The organism is Deinococcus indicus (genome assembly GCF_002198095.1).
Lineage (GTDB): Bacteria > Deinococcota > Deinococci > Deinococcales > Deinococcaceae > Deinococcus > Deinococcus caeni.
This window is the reverse complement of record NZ_NHMK01000020.1, coordinates 1-18084: the sequence shown is the minus strand read 5'-3', so window position 1 is coordinate 18084 and position 18084 is coordinate 1. Positions and strand designations below refer to the sequence as shown.

Sequence of the window (18084 nt, the reverse complement as noted above, 5' to 3'; positions counted from 1 at the left end):
GCGTGACCCGTACCCTGGTGGCCCTGCATGGCAATTTCGCCTCGTCCCGCTGGTGGGTGGACCTGCTGGCCGCGCCGCCGGCCGGGTGGCGGGTCTTCGCGCCGGACCTACCGGGCTTCGCGGGCACGCCGCATCCGGGCCCCGTCTCCATCGGGGCGTATGCGGACTGGGTGCAGGACTGGCTGCGCGCGCAGGGCGTCACGCGGCCGGTGCTGCTGGGCCACTCGCTGGGCGGCGCGGTGGCGCTGGAGGTCGCGGCGCGAGGGCCGCAGGCCCTGTCTGGGCTGGTGCTGGCGGCCAGCGCACCCCTGACCGGACTGGTCACGCCCCAGGAGCACTACCCGGTGCTGGAGCTGCTGCGCACCACGCCCGCTCTGCTGGAGGCCAGCCTGGGCGCGCTGTTTCCCTCCGGGCGGCCCGCGAACTTCGCGGACCTGCTGACCGACGGGGCGAACATGGCCGCCACGCACTACAGCGGGAACGCCCGCGCGCTCGCCGACTGGCAGGTGGACGCCGCGCGGCTGGCCGGACTGCCGACCCTGGTCCTGGGCGGCGAGCTGGATGCCCTCATCACCCCGGACCTCGTGCGGGCGCAGGCGGCGGCGCTGGGTTCGGCCGCCACCGTCCTGCCCGGACGGGGGCACGGCTTCCCGCAGGAGGACCCCGCCGCCTTCCGCGCGCTGCTGGAAGGGTTCCTGACGACCCTGCCCACTCCCTAACGACCGTTCGTTCTACACTGGAGCCCATATGAACAAGGTGTACCCCGACGCCCACGCGGCGCTCTCCGACATTGTCGCCGACGGCCAGACCGTCGCCGTGGGCGGCTTCGGCCTGTGCGGCATTCCCGAACAGCTCATCCTGGCGCTGCGTGACAGCGGCGTGAAGAACCTGACCGCCGTCAGCAACAACGCCGGCGTGGACGGCTGGGGCCTGGGCCTGCTCCTCCAGACCCGCCAGATCCGCCGGATGATCAGCTCCTACGTCGGCGAGAACAAGGAATTCGAACGCCAGTACCTCTCCGGGGAACTCGAACTGGAATTCACGCCGCAGGGCACCCTGGCCGAACGGATGCGCGCCGGGGGCGCGGGCATCCCCGGCTTCTACACCAAGACCGGCGTGGGCACCCTGGTCGCCGAGGGCAAGGAGCACAAGGACTTCGACGGCCAGACGTTCATCCTCGAACGCGGCATCGTCGCCGACGTGGCCCTCGTGAAGGCCTGGAAGGCCGACCGCGCCGGGAACCTCGTGTACCGCAAGACCGCCCGCAACTTCAACCCGATGGCCGCCACCTGCGGCCGGGTCACGGTCGCGGAGGTCGAGGAGATCGTCGAGATCGGCGCACTGGACCCGGACGAAGTGGACACCCCCGGCATCTTCGTGCAGCGCGTCGTGCTGAACGCCACGCCCGAGAAGCGCATCGAGCAGCGCACCGTCCGCGCCGGGTAGATCCAGCCACCTGGGAGGTTACGCGGGGTGGACGTTCCCGCGTGACCTCCGGTCCGTCTAGGCCTCCTGCCACCACCCGTCGAATGGCGTGACCGGCACGGCGCGCTTGTGTCGGGTGACGCGGTACAGGCGCTCCAGCTTCCCGGCCACCTCCGGCGCGACCGGCTGGCCTTCCAGGTAGTCGTCGATCTGCGCGTACGTCAGGCCCAGCGCGACCTCGTCGGGCAGGCCGGGGCGGTCGTCTTCCAGATCGGCGGTGGGGACCTTCTGCCATGTCTCGGGCGGGGCGCCCAGGTACTCCAGCAGCTGCGCACCCTGGCGTTTGCTCAGGCCGGTCAGGGGGGTCAGGTCCACGCCGCCATCCCCGTACTTCGTGAAGAAGCCCGTGATCGCCTCGGCGGCGTGATCGGTGCCCACCACCAGCAGGTTCAGCTGCCCGGCCAGCGCGTACTGCGCGACCATCCGCTCGCGGGCCTTAATGTTCCCCCGCACGAAATCGCGCAGTTCCCCGCCTGCACCCATTTCTGCCAGCGCGGCGGCGGCGGCGCCCGAGGCGGCGTCCACGGCACCCTTCACGTTCACCGTCACGCTCCGGTCGGGGCGGATGAACGCCAGGGCGCGCTGCGCGTCCGCCTCGTCGGCCTGCACGCCGTACGGCAGGCGCACCGCCACGAACGCCGCCTCTGTGCCCTCGGCGCGCAGGCGCTCGGCGGCCAGCTGGCACAGCCGCCCCGCCAGGGTGCTGTCCTGCCCGCCGCTGATGCCCAGGATCAATCCCTTCGTGCCGGACGCCCGCAGGTACGCGCACAGGAACGCCACGCGCCGCTCGACCTCCTGCGCCGGGTCGATGACCGGGCGGACCTCCAGCTCCCTGATGATGGCCTGCTGCATGCTCATGCGCGGCAGTATTCCACGGCGGATTCCAGGGCGGCGCGCGGGCCTCCGTCCGGGGTGGGCGCCCGCCCTGCAAGCCACGTCACGGGGGCGGCGCATTCGCCCTACACTGACAGGCGTGAACGACCGTCCCACCCGCCTGCGTCTTCCGGAAGACGCTGTGGCTGCCCCGCCCCCGGACACCCGGACGGTCGATCAGGTGATCGAACACCTGGGCCTGGGTCCCTTCCAGTACCGTCTGCTGCTGATCTGCGGCCTGACCTTCGCCGCCGACGCCATGGCCGTCCTGGTCATGGGATTCGCGCTGGGCGACGTGAAGGCCCACTTCGGCCTGCCGGACGACTCGCCGGTCGTGACGTTGCTGACGGTCGCCACCTTCGCCGGCATGCTGATCGGCGCGCCGCTGTGGGGCCGCGTCGCCGACCGCGTGGGCCGCCGCCCCGTGTTCCTGACCACCGTCACGCTGGGCGTGCTGTTCGGACTGCTCGGGGCGTTCGCGCCGAACGTGGGCGTGCTGCTGGCCGCGCGGGTCCTGACCGGCTTCGCCATCGGCGGGACCATGCCGGTCGACTACGCCCTGATGGCCGAATTCATGCCCGCCGCCCAGCGCGGCCGGTTCCTGGTGATCGTGGAAGGTTTCTGGGTGATCGGGACGCTGATCCTGACCCTGCTGGCCGCCGCCACGGCCGCGTGGCTGCCCGCCGGTGACGCGTGGCGCTGGCTGCTGGCCCTGACGGCCCTGCCGGGACTGGCGGGGCTGTTCGTGCGGTTGGGCGTGCCGGACTCGCCCCGCTGGCTCTCGGCGCGCGGCCGCATGGACGAGGCCCGCGCCGCGCTGGCGCAGCTCGCCCGCCGCAACGGCCGCCCCCTGCCGCCCGAACCGCTGGCGCCGCCGCTGCCCGTTCCCCGGCGGGCCTCGCGCTTCGCGGCGCTGCTGGGACCGGCCCTGCGCGACCGGCTGCTGCTGATGGGCGCCGCGTGGTTCGGCATGAGCCTCGGGTACTACGGCATCTTCTCGTGGCTGCCCACGTACCTGCGCGCCAACGGCTTCGAGCTGAGCGAGACGTACGCCACCACGCTGCTGCTCGCGGCCGCCCAGGTGCCGGGCTACCTGCTGTCCAGCCTCCTTGTCGAGTGGGTGGGCCGCCGCGCCACGCTGGTGGGCTTCATGCTCATCAGCGCGCTGGGCGCGTACCTGTTCCTGCTGGCGGGCACGCCGACCGGGGTGCTGCTGACCTCGGCGCTGCTGTCCTTCTCGCTGCTGGGCACCTGGGGCGCCCTGTACGCCTACACCCCGGAACTGTTCCCCACGCTGCTGCGCGCCTCCGGGATGGGACTGGTCAGCGCGTTCGCGCGGCTGGGCAGCCTGATCTCGCCGTTCGCGGGCGCGCTGCTGCTGGGCGGGCAACTGGTGCAGGCCCTGACGGTGTTCGCGGCGCTGTTCGTGCTGTCTGCCGCGTGCGTGTGGGCGGTCGGGATCGAGACGCGCGGCCGGCCGCTGCGGGACCGGGAGACCGCGTGACGCGCCCCGGCAGCGGCCCGGCGCTGTTCACGGACCTGTACCAGCTGACCATGATGCAGGGGTACTTCGTGTCGGGCCTGCACACCCAGGACGCCACCTTCGACCTGTCGTTCCGCCGCGCGCCGTACCGGGGTGGGTACGCCGTGTGGGCCGGACTGGAACCCGCCCTGGAGTACCTGAGCGGCCTGCGGTTCGGCGAGGCGGACCTCGCGTACCTGGACAGCCTGGGGCTGTTCCGTCCGGACTTCCTGGCCGCGCTGCGTGGCTGGCGCTTCACGGCGTGCGTCACGGCCTTCCCGGAGGGCAGCGTGGTTTTCCCGCACGAACCGCTGCTGACCGTGCGCGGCCCGCTGTGGGAGGCGCAACTCGTGGAGACGGCGCTGCTGAACGTCCTGAACTTCCAGACCCTGATCGCCACCAAGGCCGCCCGCTGCCTGAGCGCCGCGCAGGCCGGAGCGCACGGCGGCGAGATCGTGGAGTTCGGAGCGCGCCGCGCCCAGGGACCCGACGGCGCGCTCGGCGCGGCCCGCGCCGCCGTGATCGGCGGGGCCACCGGCACCAGCAACGTGGAGGCCGCCGCCCGCTACGGCCTGCGCGTGACCGGCACGCACGCGCACGCCTGGGTCGAGAGTTTCCCGGACGAACTGAGCGCCTTCCGCGCGTACGCCGCGCTGTACCCGGACGCCACCACGCTGCTGCTCGACACCTTCGACACGCTCCGCAGCGGCCTCCCGAACGCTCTGACCGTCGCGCGGGAACTGCGGGCCGCCGGGCACGAACTGCGCGGCGTGCGGCTGGACAGCGGGGACCTCGCGTACCTGTCCGCGCAGGTGCGCTCCGCGCTGGACGGGGCAGGCTTCCCGGACGTACGGATCGTCGCGAGCAACGACCTGTCGGAATTCGTGATCCAGAGCGTCATCCAGGGCGGCGGCCGGGTGGACGTGTACGGCATCGGCACGCAGCTCGCCACGGGCGGCGGCGACGGGGGCGGCGCGCTGGGCGGCGTGTACAAACTCGTGGCGCTGGGCGGGCAGGACCGCATGAAACTCACGGGCGACCTGGCCAAGACCAGCGTGCCCGGCACCAAACGTGTCTGGCGCGCCCGCGACGGCGCGGGCCGGTACGCGCTGGACGTCGTGACCGGGCAGGACGAGGCGGCCCCGCAGCCCGGCGGGCGCGTCAGCGACCCCGCCAACCCCCTGCGCTCACGCCGCATTCCGGACGGCCTGGGCTGGGCCGACCCGCGCGTGACCGTCATGGACGCCGGGCAACGCACCCGCCCCGCCGAGAGCCTGCCCGAGTTGCAGGCCCGCGCGCACGCGGAACTGGCGGCCCTGCCGGACGGCACGCGCCGCCTGCTGAACCCCCACGCGTACCACGTCAGCCTCAGCGCCGCGCTGCAGGGCCGCCGGGACGCCCTGATCGGCGCGCTGCGCGACCGGCACGGACTCTAAGGACAGCCGTGCCGCCCGCTGCCCGCCCACCCGGCGCGCTCGCCGTGTACATCGGGCGCTTCCAGCCGCCGCACGACGCGCACCTGCACACCATCCAGACCGCACTGGACCGGCACGCGCACCTGCTGGTCCTGACCGGCAGCGCCAACCTCGCCCGCTCGGCCCACAACCCCTGGACCGCCCCGGAACGCGCCCACCTGATCCGCGCCGCCCTGCGCGAGTCCGGGCACGATCCCCGCCGCCTGAGCGTGCGCCCCCTGCCCGACGAATTCGACGCCGCGCGCTGGGCCGCGCAGGTGCAGGCCGCCGTGACCGCCGCCCTGGACCGCCTCGGGCCGCGCCCGGTCGTCCTGACCGGCTTCGAGAAGGACGCCAGCAGCAGCTACCTGCGCTGGTTCCCGCAGTGGCAGACCGACCCCGTCCCCGCCCAGACCGCCGGCGGAACAGGCCTGCTGAACGCCACGGACCTGCGCGCCGCGCTGCTCGGCAGGGGAGAGGTCCCCCCGCAGGTCCCGCCCGCCGTGCAGGCCTTCCTGCGCGGCTTCCTGCGCACCCGCACCGCCGCCCGCCTGAGCGCCGAGTACCACGCCGTGCAGGCCACCCGCGCCACCCTGAACGGCACGCCCACGCCCCAGCACGAACGGCTGGACCTGCACACCGACCCGCACGCGGTCTGGCTCACGCGCCGCGCCGGTCCCATCGGACGCGGCCTGTGGGCGCTGCCCGCCACCCCCCTCCCGCCCGGCGACCTCCCCGCCCAGGCCGCCGTGTTCGCGCACCCGGCCCGCTCGCCGGTCTGGCCCACCACCGCGCACGTCGTCCGCGTCACCGCCCCGCCGCCCGGCACGCGGCCCGTCCCGCTGGCCGCCGCACTGGCCCGCCCACACGCCTTCTTCGAGGATCACCACGTCATCCTGACCCGCCTGACGGAGGAGGGAAGAGGGGCATCCGACACCGCCGGCTGATGCCCCGCAGGCGGCCCTGGGCAGAGCGGGAGCAGATCTTCCAGCGGTGCAGTAGGCTGTTCACATGCGCCGCCGCCTCTGCTGGATGGGCCTGTTATTCGGCGGGTGGAGCGTCGCGGCGGCACCAGAGCAGGGCCGCTGTGCGTTCGGTGTCACCATCACCGCCAGTCATGTGATTTTCGAAAAGACCAGCGTGCCTACAGGAGGCGAACCATATACCTGCGAACTGGTCTCACAGGAGAGAGCGACCGGTCTGGTGATCGTCGAACACCATGTGGGAAACGCCATCGAGGACGCCACCATCCTGTACTTCAAACCAAAGGTCGGGCTGATCTGGCGCACCAGCGCCAACCTCATTGGGGCCACGCAGGATGAATACCTGTTTGCCCCCGACAACGACGCAGAGCCACTGGACGAGGCGCGGGTCTACCGGATTCACAAGACCACCCTGACCCGACGGACCACCCGGATTCCGATCCGGGCACGTCCAGGGTGCGGGGAAATCGAGTTTTTCGGGCAGGGAACGACTTTTCGTCAACCCAACCTCATTCAGGTCAGTCGAGTCGACGGCTGTGGTCTGTTCTTCAAATCCGTGGTGCTGCGGTAAACGTCATCGCGTTCGCCCTGACGGTGAAACGCGCCTGTGACGGGCGCCGGGCATGATACGGGTGTCCGATCCGTCCGGTCGGGTCGCTTGACAGGCCCGGCCGGTGCGCCGCAAGCTGCCCCTGACTTTCACAATCCCACCCCCCACCGACTTCAAGGAGGTCACCCATGCCCTGGACCCGAGACGAGATGGCCGCCCGCGCGGCCCGAGAACTGCAGGACGGCTACTACGTGAACCTGGGGATCGGCCTGCCCACCCTGGTCGCCAACCACATCCCCGACGGCGTCAGCGTCATGCTGCAAAGCGAGAACGGCCTGCTGGGCATCGGCCCGTTTCCCACCGAGGAGCAGGTGGACCCCGACCTGATCAACGCCGGGAAGCAGACCGTCACGGCCCTGCCCGGCGCGAGTTTCTTCTCCAGCGCGGACAGTTTCGCCATGATCCGGGGCGGGCACGTGAATCTCGCCATCCTGGGTGCCATGCAGGTCAGCGAGCGGGGTGACCTGGCGAACTGGATGATTCCCGGCAAGATGGTCAAGGGCATGGGCGGCGCGATGGACCTCGTGGCGGGCGTGCAGCGCGTGGTGGTCCTGATGGAGCACGTGGCGAAGGGCGACGCGCACAAGATCCTGCGCGAGTGCGACCTGCCGCTGACCGGGCAGGCGGTCGTGAACCGCATCATCACCGACCTGGGCGTGCTGGATGTCACCCCGGAGGGCCTGAAGCTGGTGGAACTCGCGCCGGGCGTGACGCTGGACGAGTTGCAGGCGAAGACCGGCGCGGCTGTTCACGCCTGAACCGGCCCCGCCCCCTGGCGCCCCCCGTGTCCCGGTGGATGCGGGGGGTGTGTCGTGAATCCCACCACACCCTAACGACCGTTTGTTAGACTGTGGGTAACAATGACCCAGCCAGACACCAGCGCCCCCCCGGCGCCCCCGACCCGTAGCGCGTGGCAGGACGCCCTGGAACGCCTCGCCACCGACCGCCTGACCGTCCACGCCGGTGGCGGCGCCAGGGCCCAGCAGCGCCAGCACGACAAGAACCGCCTGACGGCCCGCGAACGCATCCGCCAGCTGCTCGACGATGGCACCGTGTTCGACGAGCTGATGACCTTCGCCGGCTGGGAGATGTACCAGGACGTCGGCGGCTGCCCGTCCGGGGGCACCGTCACCGGCATCGGCACGATTCAGGGCCGCCCCTGGATGATCATCGCCAACGACGCCACCGTGAAGGCCGGCGCGTTCTTCCCGATCACCGCCAAGAAGGTCATCCGCGCGCAGACCATCGCGCTGGAGAACCACCTGCCAGTCGTGTACCTCGTGGACAGTGCGGGCGTGTACCTGCCCATGCAGGACGAGATCTTCCCCGACCAGGACGACTTTGGCCGCGTGTTCTACCTGAATGCCCGCATGAGTGCGCGCGGCATCCCGCAGATCGCCGCGATCATGGGCAACTGCGTCGCGGGCGGCGCGTACCTGCCCGTCATGTGCGACACCCTGATCATGACCGAGGGCAGTGGGCTGTACCTCGCCGGACCCGCGCTGGTGAAGGCCGCCATCGGGCAGGTCGTGGACTCGGAAGACCTCGGCGGGGCGGGCATGCACGCCTCCATCGCCGGGACCGTGGACTACAAGGAACCCGACGACGCCGCCGCATTGAGGCGCATCCGCGCGCTGGCCGACCTGTACGCGCAGGGCGAAAGCGCCCCCTTCGCCCGCCGCCGCAAGGAGACGCTGCCCGCCCCGGAACGCGACCTCACCGACCTCGTCGGTTTCGACGGCAGCCGGACCTACGACGTGCGCGACCTCATCACCGCCCTGGTCGATGGCGGCGAGTTCCACGAGTTCAAACCCGAGTACGGCGAGACCCTCGTGTGTGGCTTCGCCCGCGCCGGTGGCTACCCGGTCGCGTTCGTCGCCAACCAGCGCACGGTCATCAAGAAGAAACTCAAGAGCGGCGGCGAACCCGGCCTGCGCACCCGCATCGAGGTCGGCGGCGTCATCTACGGCGACAGCGCCGACAAGGCCGCCCGCTTCATCATGGACGCCAACCAGGCGGGCGTGCCCCTCGTGTTCCTGAGCGACGTGACCGGCTTCATGGTCGGCCGCGACAGCGAACAGGAAGGCATCATCCGGCGCGGCGCGAAACTCGTGAACGCCGTGTCCAACACCGTCGTCCCCAAGATCACCATCATCACCGGCGGGTCCTTCGGCGCTGGGAACTACGCCATGAACGGCAAGGCCTACGCCCCCCGCTTCCTGTTCGCGTGGCCCAGCGCCAAGTACGCCGTCATGAGCGGCAACGCCGCCGCCAAGACCCTGCTGGACATCCAGCTCGCCGCCCTCAAGCGGGGCGGCCACCAGCCCGACGACGAGGAACTCCAGCGCCTCTACGACGAGGTCAAGAGCAAGTACGACACCGAACTCGACCCCCGCTACGCCGCCGCCCGCCTGTGGGTCGACGAGATCATCCCCCCCCAGAGCACCCGCGACCGCCTCATTCGCGCCCTCGAAGCCTGCGCGCAGAACCCCCACCAGGACGAATTCCGCGTCGGCGTGTTCCAGGTGTAGGTCCGTTGATGGTTGAAGGTTGATGGTCGAAAGATCGCCCGCCTTCCTCCATCAACTATCACCCATCAACTTTCAACTATCACCCCCTCCGAAGGAGCCCACCATGACCAGTACCCTGAACCGTCCCGATGCCATGAACCCGAACACGCAGCCCATGAACGATGAGCAGCGTACGATCATCAGCGCGCTGAAGTCGTTCCTGAAGAACAAGGTCGAGCCGGGCGCGGCCGAGCGTGACCAGACGAGCGAGTTCCCGATGCAGATCGTGCGGGAACTGGGCGAGATGGGCATCATGGGCGCGCAGACGCCCGAGGAGTACGGCGGCACGGCGCTGGACACGGCGACGTTCGCGCAGATCATCGAGGAGATCGCCGCGGTGGACGGCAGTCTGTGCCTGACCGTCGCCAGTCACAACAGCCTGTGCCAGGGTCACATCCTGATCGGCGGGACCGAGGCGCAGAAGCAGAAATTCCTCCCGGCCCTGGCGGGCGCCGAGAAGCTGGGCGCGTGGGGCCTCACCGAGCCCGGCAGCGGCAGCGACAGCGGCGGCATGCAGAGCAACGCCAAAGAGCAGCCCGACGGCAGCTGGATTCTGAACGGCAGCAAGAACTTCATCACGCAGGGCAGCGTCGGCGGCACGTACGTCGTCCTGGCCCGCACGGACGCCGCCCGGCCCGGCAAGGGCAAGAATGACGGCATCAGCGCGTTCGTGTTCAACCGCGACGAGGTGCAGGGCTTCTCAATTGGCCGCAAGGAAGACAAACTCGGCCTGCGTTCCAGCGACACCGCACAGCTGATCTTCGAGGACATCCACCTCCCCGCAGACGCCCTGCTGGGCGAGCGTGGGGACGCCTTCAAGGACGTCATGAAAGTGCTCGACGGGGGCCGCGTCGGCATCGCTGCCATGGGCCTCGGCCTGGGCCGCGCCGCGTTCGAGTACGCCGCCCGCTACGTCAACCAGCGCGAGCAGTTCGGCAAACCCATCGGGCACAACCAGAACCTCGCCTTCCGCCTCGCCGACATGGACACCAAACTCGAAGCCGCGCGCCTGCTGATCCGCAAGGCCGCCGACCTCAAGGACGCGGGCATGAACTTCACCGTCCCGGTCGCCCGCGCCAAGCTGTACGCGACCACGGTGGGCGTCGAGGCCTGCGACGAGGCCATCCAGATGCTCGGCGGGTACGGCTACATCAAGGAGTACCCCGTGGAACGCATGTGGCGCGACAACCGCCTCACCCGCATCGGCGAGGGCACCGACGAAGTGCAGCGCCTCGTCATCAGCCGCGACGTCCTCAAACGCTTCGCGGACTGAACCGGGGGGCAGGGGAGGGGCCGGGGGTCAGTCCTCCGGCTCCTCCAGTTTCTCCAGGAACTCGTCGTACTGGTACGCGATCTGATCCGAGAAGCCGTACCCGAACCCGCCAGCGTTCGACACCAGTCGTTCCAGTCGCTTGAAGGGAATGTCCTTGTGGTCGAGGGTCGCGGCGCGCTTCAGGGCCGACTCGAAGACGCCTTCCATGCTGCCGTAGTTGTTTTCGGGCCAGTCGCCGTACGCGTGCAGGCACAGCACGCCCGCTTCTACGTACCGCAGTTCCGCGTCGAGCGCGTCGGCGGGCGCGGCGACCTTCAGGTACGCGGTCAGGGCCTTCTTCGCCCCGCCGACCTTCATGGTCGGAAGGCGACCAGACGTGCGGAAGGCCTTCTCCAGCTCAGTCTTCAGCCGGTCCAGCAGGCCGCTGTGGTCGCCCTCCAGCAGCGCGGCCAGCTGGCGTTTGTTGTCGGCGCTGGCGCGGTACAGGGTGACGATCAGGTCGCGGAGTTCCGGGGCGTCCATGTCGCCGAGCGTCTGGCGGAGTTGCGTGAGGGTCAGGGCCATGCCGTCAGCGTACCGGCTGGCGGGTGCGACAATCAGTCATGAAATCCGGAAGACTGTTGGGGGTGGGTGCGGCACTGGCGCTGGGCGCGTGGGTCCTCTGGACCAGACGCGCCGCCTCGTATGCCCGGCTGCATCCGGAGTTGCGCTCTCCTTTCGTGCGCTTCCGCTCGCCGCCGTTCACGCGGGGCGTCGTGGCGGTCATGGGGGCGATGCAGGCCCGCGCGAAGGCTCCCGCGCTGCCGGACGGGGTGCAGGTCGAGGAGCGGCGCATTCCCGGCTCCCCCGGTGCGCCGGAGGTGACGGTGTTCGTGTACAGGCCCCCGAACCTCCCGGCGAACGCGGCGGCGATCCTGAACATTCACGGGGGCGGGTACGTGACCGGCTCGGCCGCGTCGTACCACCCGCAGAGTGCCGCGTACGCGCGGGAACTGGGCGTGCTGGTCGTGGGCGTCGAGTACCGCCTCGCGCCGGGCACGTCGTTCCCCGGCCCGCTGGAGGACTGCTACGCCGCGCTGATCTGGATGGCGCGGGAAGCAGAGGCCCTGGGCATCGACCCGGCCCGCATCGCCCTCGTCGGCGACAGTGCCGGGGGCGGACTGGCCGCCGCGCTGGCGCAACTCGCGCATGACCGGGGCGAGGTCAGGCCCGCCTTCCAGCTGCTGTACTACCCCATGCTGGACGACCGCACGGCCCTGAGCGCCGATCACGCCGGGCGGGGTGAGTTCATCTGGCGGCCCGCGTCGAACGTGCTCGGCTGGACGTCGTACCTGGGCCGCCCACCGCGCATGGACGGTGCCCCCGAGTACGCTGCGCCTGCCCGCCGCGCCGACCTGACGGGCCTGCCGCCCGCGTGGATCGGCGTGGGCACCCTCGACCTGTTCTGCCCGGAAGACCGCGATTACGCCCGGCGGCTTCAGGTGGTTGGCGTGCCCTGCGAGTACGTCGAGGTGCCCGGCGCGTACCACGCTTTCGAACGCTTCGTGCCGGACTCTGCAGTGGCGCGCACCTTCACGGCCTCCGCCCTGAACGCCCTGCGGCGCGGGCTGGGGCTGGGGTGACGGGCGTCAGACTGGAATGTCCACCCGCGGCCGGATAGACACACTGTCCCGGTGGCGTTCTATAACCAGCCCCACGTCGCTCAGCGTGACGGTGTCCAGCATGGGCTGGTAGTACTGAAGGCGGCGGGCGACGGCGGGCAGGTGGTACGTACAGTACAGGCCCATCAGCGGGTTGATCCACAGTTCGCTGCCGTGCGTGCGGCTGGTGGTGTGATGATCACCGTACTGGCCGTCAATGGCACTGACGATGCTGCTGTTCACGATGCTGGTGTAGCGGGGCATCATCTGGAACACGGCTTCGCAGGCGTCCTTGTACTTCTGTACGGGGGGCATGTCGGGGGTGAGGCTGAACGCGCCCAGGTACGCGCCACCCCGGGCTAGTTTGGCGGTGGCTTCCAGGTAGTCGGCGTGTGATACGCCGTGGAAGTGGTCCACACCGAAGCCCAGACAGGCCAGCAGCTTCTTCGGGCCGTGCAGCTCGTTCACGGCGACGAGACTGGTGGCGTCCTCGTGCGGGGTGCCCAGCCCGGATTCGTCCCCGCGCATGAGTGAATCGGTGCCGCCGTCCACGAGCATGATCGTGTCGATGTCCAAGTGGCGGACAAGCGCCTCGTATGCGCTTTTCAGGGGCTTCACGCCCACCTTCCGCAGGGCGTACACGGTGCCCGGTTCACCCTGCGTGACCAGCCAGCGGCTCAGCCAGTATTCCGGGAAGTACTCGCCGGGCTGCGCGTTCAGGTCCGGCGTGACCGGCACCACTGCGTGCGGCAGCGGGCCGTTCGGGCCGAGGCCCAGGCTGGTGAAGGAATAGTTCGCCAGGAACACCTCCTTCCCCTCGGCTTTCAGGGCGAAGTACAGCGGAAGGCCGCAGAACACGTCGAACCCGCCGCCCATGCCCGCGATCAGCACGCGGCGCGAGTCCTGAAGTTCCTGGAAGAAGGGCGGCTGGAGGGCGTTCATCTGCATCCATTCTCGCACGCGGTGATTCTGCATCCCTGCTGAACGGTGTGGACTGCGGCCAGTTCCTTGTCAGAGTCTGTCAGATCCGGGTTGCCCGTGCCCGGTCGCTGGGGGCGGGACGTTTGTCTGGAGTGCGTGCTGCACGGCGCGGCGGGTGTGAGTCCGGGGTGTGAACCCTTCGTAAGCTTCGTGCCATCTCTGTCAGGCTCGGGTCATTACACTGGGAGGCATGAAGGGCCTGCGTGAATTTGTTGACTGGCTCCGCGAGGTGCTGAAAGGCAGCCCGCAACCGCAGCCGGTGCCGATCCCCGTGCGCGTGCGTGACCGCCGCTAGGGGCCTCCTGTTTCCCGCTCCCTGTTCACGGACACTTGACCGCTCACCCGTTTCCGGGTGGGCGTTTTTCATGCGTTGGTGGGGTGCGGCAGGGCAGGGCGGTGTGCGCGGCAGCTCAGGCGCTATTCTGCGGGGCGTGGCTGACGGCGATCATGGCATGAGTGAACTGCGCGCACTGGTGACGACGCGGCCCCCGGCGGAAGTGGAAGGCATCGAGCGGGCGTTCGTGTTCGCGCGGGACGCGCATGACGGCGTGACCCGCAAGAGTGGCGAGCCGTACATCACGCATCCGGTGGCGGTGGCGGTGATCCTGGCGCGGCTGGGCATGGATACCGACAGCATCATGGCGGGGCTGCTGCACGATACGGTCGAGGACGTGGAGTACGTGACGTTCGAGCTGATCGAGCGGGAGTTCGGGCCGGACGTGCGCCGCATCGTGGAGGGTGAGACGAAGGTCAGCAAGCTCTCCAAGCAGGGGTCGCAGACGGCCGAGGTCAGTGACGCGGGGCGGGACGTGCAGGCGGAGAACCTGCGGCAGATGCTGATCGCCATGACGGGCGATATCCGTATTATCGTGGTGAAACTCGCCGATCGGCTGCACAACATGCGGACGCTGGGCAGCATGCGGCCCGACAAGCAGAAGCGGATCGCGCGGGAGACCATGGATATCTTCGCGCCGCTCGCGCACCGGCTGGGGATCGGGCAGATCAAGTGGGAGCTGGAGGACCTGAGTTTCCGGTACCTGCAACCCGACGAGTACGAGTACCTGCAGTCGCGCCTGCGGACCCGGCAGGACGAGCGGGACGCCCTGATCACCCGCGCCGTCCGGGAACTGCGCGAGGCGCTCGAGGACGACCTGGAGTTGCCCGAGTGGGTGGCGGACATCGACATCGCGGGACGCAGCAAGCACCTGTGGAGCATCCATAACAAGATGCAGCGGGAGGGTAAGGCCCTGGAGCAGATTTTCGACCTGCTGGCCATCCGGGTGATGCTGACCCCGCGCGACCTGATCGTGCCGCCCGGCACGGATGACGTGCGCCGCGAGCGGGCCGAGGCGACCCGTGAGAAACGCATCTGCTACCACACGGTCAGCATCGTGCATTCCATGTGGACGCCGCTGCCGGGGCGGTTCAAGGATTACATCGCGGTGCCCAAACCGAACGGGTACCAGTCGCTGCACACGACCGTGATCAGCCAGAGCGGGCAGCCGATCGAGGTGCAGATCCGTTCGCGGCGCATGCATGAGGTCGCGGAGTACGGCGTGGCCGCCCACTGGATGTACAAGCAGGGTAACCAGCTGGCGCAGAAGGACCGCGAGAACTGGATCTCGCAGCTGCGCGAGTTGCAGAACGAGATCAACGACGCCTCGGACTACATGGACGCCGTGAAGACCGACATCCTGTCGCAGCGGGTGCGGGTGTTCACGCCCAAGGGACTGGCGATCAGCCTGCCGTCGGGCAGCACCCCGGTCGATTTCGCGTACCACATTCACACCCGGATCGGCGAGACGACCGTGGGGGCGCGCGTGAACGGCAGCATCGTGCCGCTGTCGTACCGGCTGGGGAACGGCGACATGGTCGAGATCGTGACCAGCAAGAACGGCCACCCCAGCAAGGACTGGCTGAACTTCACCGTGACCCGCAGCGCCCGCGCGAAGATCCGGCATCACTTCCGGCAGCAGGAGCGGGACGAGGCCCTGCAACACGGGCATGACCTGCTGGAACGCTACCTGCGCAAGCGGCAGCTGGCCGTGCGGCAGCTCATGCGGACCAAGCTGCTGGAGGACGCGACCAGCAAACTGCTCGGCACCCGTAACCCGGACGACCTGTACCACGCGCTGCATGCCGGGAAACTCACGCCCAGCGCGGTCGGGCGGGTGCTGTCGCCCCGGCTGGCGCAGGAGCAGGCCAGCACCCCGGCGCGCCGCGCGCCCGTCCCGAAGGCGCCGGAACCGGGCGGCGTGTACGTGGAGGGCTTCACCACGAACACCAAACTCAGTCAGTGTTGCAATCCCATCCGGGGCGATCAGGTCATGGGGTACCTGACGCGCGGGCGTGGCGTCAGCGTGCACCGCATCGACTGCCCGAACATGATCCGCCTGCTCAAGGACGAGCCGGAACGTTGCGTGGCGGCCAGCTGGGACGCCGGGACGCCCGGCACGACCCTGGTGGACATGGATGTGATCGGCCCGGACCGCGCGGGCCTGCTGGCCGACGTCCTGAGCGTCCTGGCGCGCGAGAAACGCAGCCCCACCAAGGTCGAGGCGGTGGTCGGCATGGAGGAGGTCGCCGTGATCCACCTGCGCCTGCCGGTGCTGGGCAACAGCGACCTGGAAGCCATCCGCCGCGCCATCCTGACCGTGGACGGCGTGGACGACGTGGTGCGCGTCGGCGGCCGCAAACGCAACGGCGCCGGCAGCTGACCGGCGCGCCCGCGCTAGACTGACGCGGATGCCATTCAACGTACCGAGGGCCGCCCCGCCGGAGGGTCCGTGCCGCTGACGCTGCTGCCCGACCTGGGCGACCTGCTGCGCCTGCACCCGCAGTTCAATGCCGGAACGCTGGTCGAGGCGTTGCGGCACCTGGGCGCGCCGGGCGTCCTGTGGGCCAGCAGCGCCGACCCGGACCACCCGCTGCGGGACGCGCTGCCCGCAGCGCGCCTGGGCATCACGGACCTGCCGCTCGCGGACTGGACCTGGGCGGACGCCGAATACGCGCAACTGACCGGATTCCTGAACCAGTTCCCGCAGGGCCGCGAGCGGCTGCGCGCCGCTGGCCGCGCCGGGGCGGCCCTGGCGGACCTCGTGACCGCCCCGCTGACCCTGACGGGCGCGCTCGACCCGGCGTTCCTGGCGCGGGTGCAGGAGCAGACGCTGGCCGTGCAGGCCGCGCTGGACGAGGGACCGGGCACCCGCTGGCGCGAACGCCGCCTGAACGACCTCGCCGCGCAGGTGCAGGGCAGAAGCGGCGTGCTGCTCGCGCCGCTCGACGACCTCCCGGACCTGCTAACCCGCCTGGACGCGCAACTGCCGGACCTGAGCGCCTTCCAGCCGGGCGAGACGGGTCGCCTGCGCGCCCTGGCCGACCGGGCGTGGCAACTGAACGACACCGACGACCTGAACGGCCTGCTCGCCGCGCTGCACCGTGAGGCGGGCGACCCGGTCACCCCCCGCGCGGAACTGGACGCCGCCGCCGCCGGCATCCACCTTGCCGTGGGTGACCTGCCCGGCGCGCGGGCCCTGCTGGAACAGGCCGCGCACGCCCTGACCGACGACCTGCCGCGCAGCCTGCCGGGACTGGTCCTGGCGCGACTCGGGCAGGTCCGGGACGCGCTGGGCGACCGTGAACTGGCGCAGCGCACCTACCGCGCCGTGCTGGCCCTGAACCACGCGCCGCAGGTAGCCCGCGACGCCGCGACCACCGGCCTGAGCGAGGCCTTCCGGCTCGAACTGACCTGATACGGACTCTGATAGAAGGGGCTGCAAAGCCCGTTCAATTCGAGCGGATGCGACTCGGAGAGCTGCCCCGCAGAGCAGGAGAGAAACGTTCCTCCGGACGTGGAGCCGGCAATCCGGCGAAGTTCCGGATTGTTGGCGAAACAAACGGAATCCGTATCATACGGACTCCGATTAATTAGCCAACAGAGGCCACCAGTGAAAGAGCGTGTGACGAGTGACCAGATCAGGTTGACCTTCCAACCAGACGCAGCGATCCGAGAGCGCTGCCTCCACCTCCTTGATGCTCTTGAACGCTCTATTCGCAATCGGCACATCCGTCAACTCCCAGAGCCGTTCCGCCGGCTGCAATTCCGGCGAGTACGGCGGCAATGTCACCGTCTGAATCCCCTCAGGATGCCCGTCATCCGGTGCAACATGGAAACCAGCCCCATCCTGAACGACCAACACCCGATGGTCGGCGCCCGCGCCGACCTTCTGCGCAAACGCCGCCATGACGGCCGCATACGCCTGCTTGTTCACCACCGGGATCAACCAGAACAAGCTCTCGCCACTCTCCGGATTGACAAACGCGTACACATACAACCACTCGTATCCAGGCTGAACTGGACAGGTCAACGGCTGCCCCGTCGGCGCCCACATGGAACGCCGGATCGGTTTGAGCCCGATTCGATGTTCGTCCATGCACCATAGCGAGACACGCGGTACGAGACGCTCCGCCTGGCGGAGCGTCTCGGTCAGGACTTTGTTTTGAACGCTTCCTTTGCGGCCTCATCGCCGCCAACGTGCCGGGGTCGAGGCCGTTGAGGCGTGAAGCCCGCCGCCCGTAGGAATTCATAGGTGCGCCCGAGATGGACGGACAGTCCGTACTGCTGCTGAAGCCAGTCTTGAACGTCTTTACCGGACCAGACGATGCCCTGCTCGAAGTCAGCGTGCAGTCGGGC

The 18084-nt window shown here is 69.7% G+C and carries 17 protein-coding genes; 12 read left to right on the top strand and 5 right to left on the bottom strand.

Annotated elements, in window-relative coordinates:
• Positions 1–2: 2 nt before the first annotated feature.
• Positions 3–719: an alpha/beta fold hydrolase gene (locus tag CBQ26_RS12905; protein WP_216360365.1), complete on the top strand. Its 717-nt coding sequence runs from the start codon at positions 3–5 to the stop codon at positions 717–719.
• 28 nt (positions 720–747) lie between these two features.
• On the top strand, positions 748–1446 hold the full coding sequence (locus CBQ26_RS12900) for a CoA transferase subunit A (protein ID WP_088249040.1): 699 nt from the start codon (positions 748–750) through the stop codon (positions 1444–1446).
• 57 nt (positions 1447–1503) lie between these two features.
• Here the strand turns inward: CBQ26_RS12900 and nadE are convergent, their stop codons facing one another.
• On the bottom strand, positions 1504–2343 hold the full coding sequence (gene nadE, locus CBQ26_RS12895; protein ID WP_088249039.1) for an ammonia-dependent NAD(+) synthetase: 840 nt from the start codon (positions 2341–2343) through the stop codon (positions 1504–1506).
• Between the two features lie 115 nt (positions 2344–2458).
• Between nadE and CBQ26_RS12890 the strand changes: the two genes are divergently transcribed.
• The 7 genes from CBQ26_RS12890 to CBQ26_RS12860 all read left to right on the top strand — a co-directional run bounded on the left by CBQ26_RS12890 (position 2459) and on the right by CBQ26_RS12860 (position 10770).
• Positions 2459–3862 carry an MFS transporter gene (locus CBQ26_RS12890; RefSeq protein WP_308430596.1) on the top strand — a complete coding sequence of 468 codons (1404 nt, stop codon included), beginning with the start codon at positions 2459–2461 and terminating at the stop codon, positions 3860–3862.
• Positions 3859–5316, top strand: coding sequence for a nicotinate phosphoribosyltransferase (locus tag CBQ26_RS12885; RefSeq protein ID WP_268248296.1), 1458 nt, complete (start codon positions 3859–3861; stop codon positions 5314–5316). The genes CBQ26_RS12890 and CBQ26_RS12885 overlap by 4 nt, the downstream gene beginning before the upstream one ends.
• Positions 5317–5324: 8 nt before the next feature.
• The gene (locus tag CBQ26_RS12880; protein WP_088249037.1) at positions 5325–6281 is read left to right on the top strand and encodes an ADP-ribose pyrophosphatase; all 957 of its coding nucleotides are present in this window, start codon (positions 5325–5327) and stop codon (positions 6279–6281) included.
• 64 nt (positions 6282–6345) lie between these two features.
• The gene (locus CBQ26_RS21360; RefSeq protein WP_143342101.1) at positions 6346–6888 is read left to right on the top strand and encodes a hypothetical protein; all 543 of its coding nucleotides are present in this window, start codon (positions 6346–6348) and stop codon (positions 6886–6888) included.
• 167 nt (positions 6889–7055) lie between these two features.
• The gene (locus CBQ26_RS12870; protein ID WP_088249035.1) at positions 7056–7685 is read left to right on the top strand and encodes a CoA transferase subunit B; all 630 of its coding nucleotides are present in this window, start codon (positions 7056–7058) and stop codon (positions 7683–7685) included.
• 102 nt (positions 7686–7787) lie between these two features.
• Positions 7788–9458 (top strand): acyl-CoA carboxylase subunit beta, encoded by a 1671-nt coding sequence (locus tag CBQ26_RS12865; protein ID WP_088249034.1) that lies wholly within the window; start codon positions 7788–7790, stop codon positions 9456–9458.
• A 103-nt stretch (positions 9459–9561) separates the two neighbouring features.
• Complete coding sequence (locus CBQ26_RS12860; RefSeq protein ID WP_088249033.1) at positions 9562–10770, top strand: acyl-CoA dehydrogenase family protein; 1209 nt, start codon at positions 9562–9564, stop codon at positions 10768–10770.
• A 27-nt stretch (positions 10771–10797) separates the two neighbouring features.
• Here the strand turns inward: CBQ26_RS12860 and CBQ26_RS12855 are convergent, their stop codons facing one another.
• The gene (locus CBQ26_RS12855; protein WP_088249032.1) at positions 10798–11334 is read right to left on the bottom strand and encodes a hypothetical protein; all 537 of its coding nucleotides are present in this window, start codon (positions 11332–11334) and stop codon (positions 10798–10800) included.
• Positions 11335–11372: 38 nt separating this feature from the next.
• On the opposite strand from CBQ26_RS12855, the gene CBQ26_RS12850 reads away from it, so the two are divergent.
• The gene (locus tag CBQ26_RS12850) at positions 11373–12392 is read left to right on the top strand and encodes an alpha/beta hydrolase (RefSeq protein ID WP_244898041.1); all 1020 of its coding nucleotides are present in this window, start codon (positions 11373–11375) and stop codon (positions 12390–12392) included.
• A 6-nt stretch (positions 12393–12398) separates the two neighbouring features.
• Here the strand turns inward: CBQ26_RS12850 and CBQ26_RS12845 are convergent, their stop codons facing one another.
• Positions 12399–13370, bottom strand: a complete 972-nt coding sequence (locus tag CBQ26_RS12845) for a DUF1152 domain-containing protein (protein ID WP_229844043.1) — start codon at positions 13368–13370, stop codon at positions 12399–12401.
• A gap of 473 nt (positions 13371–13843) precedes the next feature.
• On the opposite strand from CBQ26_RS12845, the gene CBQ26_RS12840 reads away from it, so the two are divergent.
• Positions 13844–16108, top strand: coding sequence for a RelA/SpoT family protein (locus tag CBQ26_RS12840; protein WP_172418092.1), 2265 nt, complete (start codon positions 13844–13846; stop codon positions 16106–16108).
• A gap of 69 nt (positions 16109–16177) precedes the next feature.
• Complete coding sequence (locus CBQ26_RS12835) at positions 16178–17143, top strand: hypothetical protein (RefSeq protein ID WP_088249030.1); 966 nt, start codon at positions 16178–16180, stop codon at positions 17141–17143.
• Positions 17144–17314: 171 nt separating this feature from the next.
• Here the strand turns inward: CBQ26_RS12835 and CBQ26_RS12830 are convergent, their stop codons facing one another.
• Together CBQ26_RS12830 and CBQ26_RS12825 are read right to left on the bottom strand one after the other, a co-directional pair.
• A complete protein-coding gene (locus tag CBQ26_RS12830) occupies positions 17315–17881 on the bottom strand; it encodes an IS630 family transposase (RefSeq protein WP_143342100.1) in 567 nt (188 codons plus the stop codon).
• A partial coding sequence (locus tag CBQ26_RS12825; RefSeq protein ID WP_143342099.1) for a helix-turn-helix domain-containing protein occupies positions 17878–18084 on the bottom strand: 207 nt, incomplete at its 5' end. The genes CBQ26_RS12825 and CBQ26_RS12830, both read right to left, overlap by 4 nt.

What these genes read in the sequence shown, in the direction of transcription:
- CBQ26_RS12900 (WP_088249040.1), top strand. Translation starts at nt 748, where the DNA reads ATGAACAAGGTGTACCCCGACGCCCACGCGGCGCTCTCCGACATTGTC.
- nadE (WP_088249039.1), bottom strand. Translation starts at nt 2,343, where the DNA reads ATGAGCATGCAGCAGGCCATCATCAGGGAGCTGGAGGTCCGCCCGGTC.
- CBQ26_RS21360 (WP_143342101.1), top strand. Translation starts at nt 6,346, where the DNA reads ATGCGCCGCCGCCTCTGCTGGATGGGCCTGTTATTCGGCGGGTGGAGC.
- CBQ26_RS12870 (WP_088249035.1), top strand. Translation starts at nt 7,056, where the DNA reads ATGCCCTGGACCCGAGACGAGATGGCCGCCCGCGCGGCCCGAGAACTG.
- CBQ26_RS12865 (WP_088249034.1), top strand. Translation starts at nt 7,788, where the DNA reads ATGACCCAGCCAGACACCAGCGCCCCCCCGGCGCCCCCGACCCGTAGC.
- CBQ26_RS12860 (WP_088249033.1), top strand. Translation starts at nt 9,562, where the DNA reads ATGACCAGTACCCTGAACCGTCCCGATGCCATGAACCCGAACACGCAG.
- CBQ26_RS12855 (WP_088249032.1), bottom strand. Translation starts at nt 11,334, where the DNA reads ATGGCCCTGACCCTCACGCAACTCCGCCAGACGCTCGGCGACATGGAC.
- CBQ26_RS12850 (WP_244898041.1), top strand. Translation starts at nt 11,373, where the DNA reads ATGAAATCCGGAAGACTGTTGGGGGTGGGTGCGGCACTGGCGCTGGGC.
- CBQ26_RS12840 (WP_172418092.1), top strand. Translation starts at nt 13,844, where the DNA reads ATGAGTGAACTGCGCGCACTGGTGACGACGCGGCCCCCGGCGGAAGTG.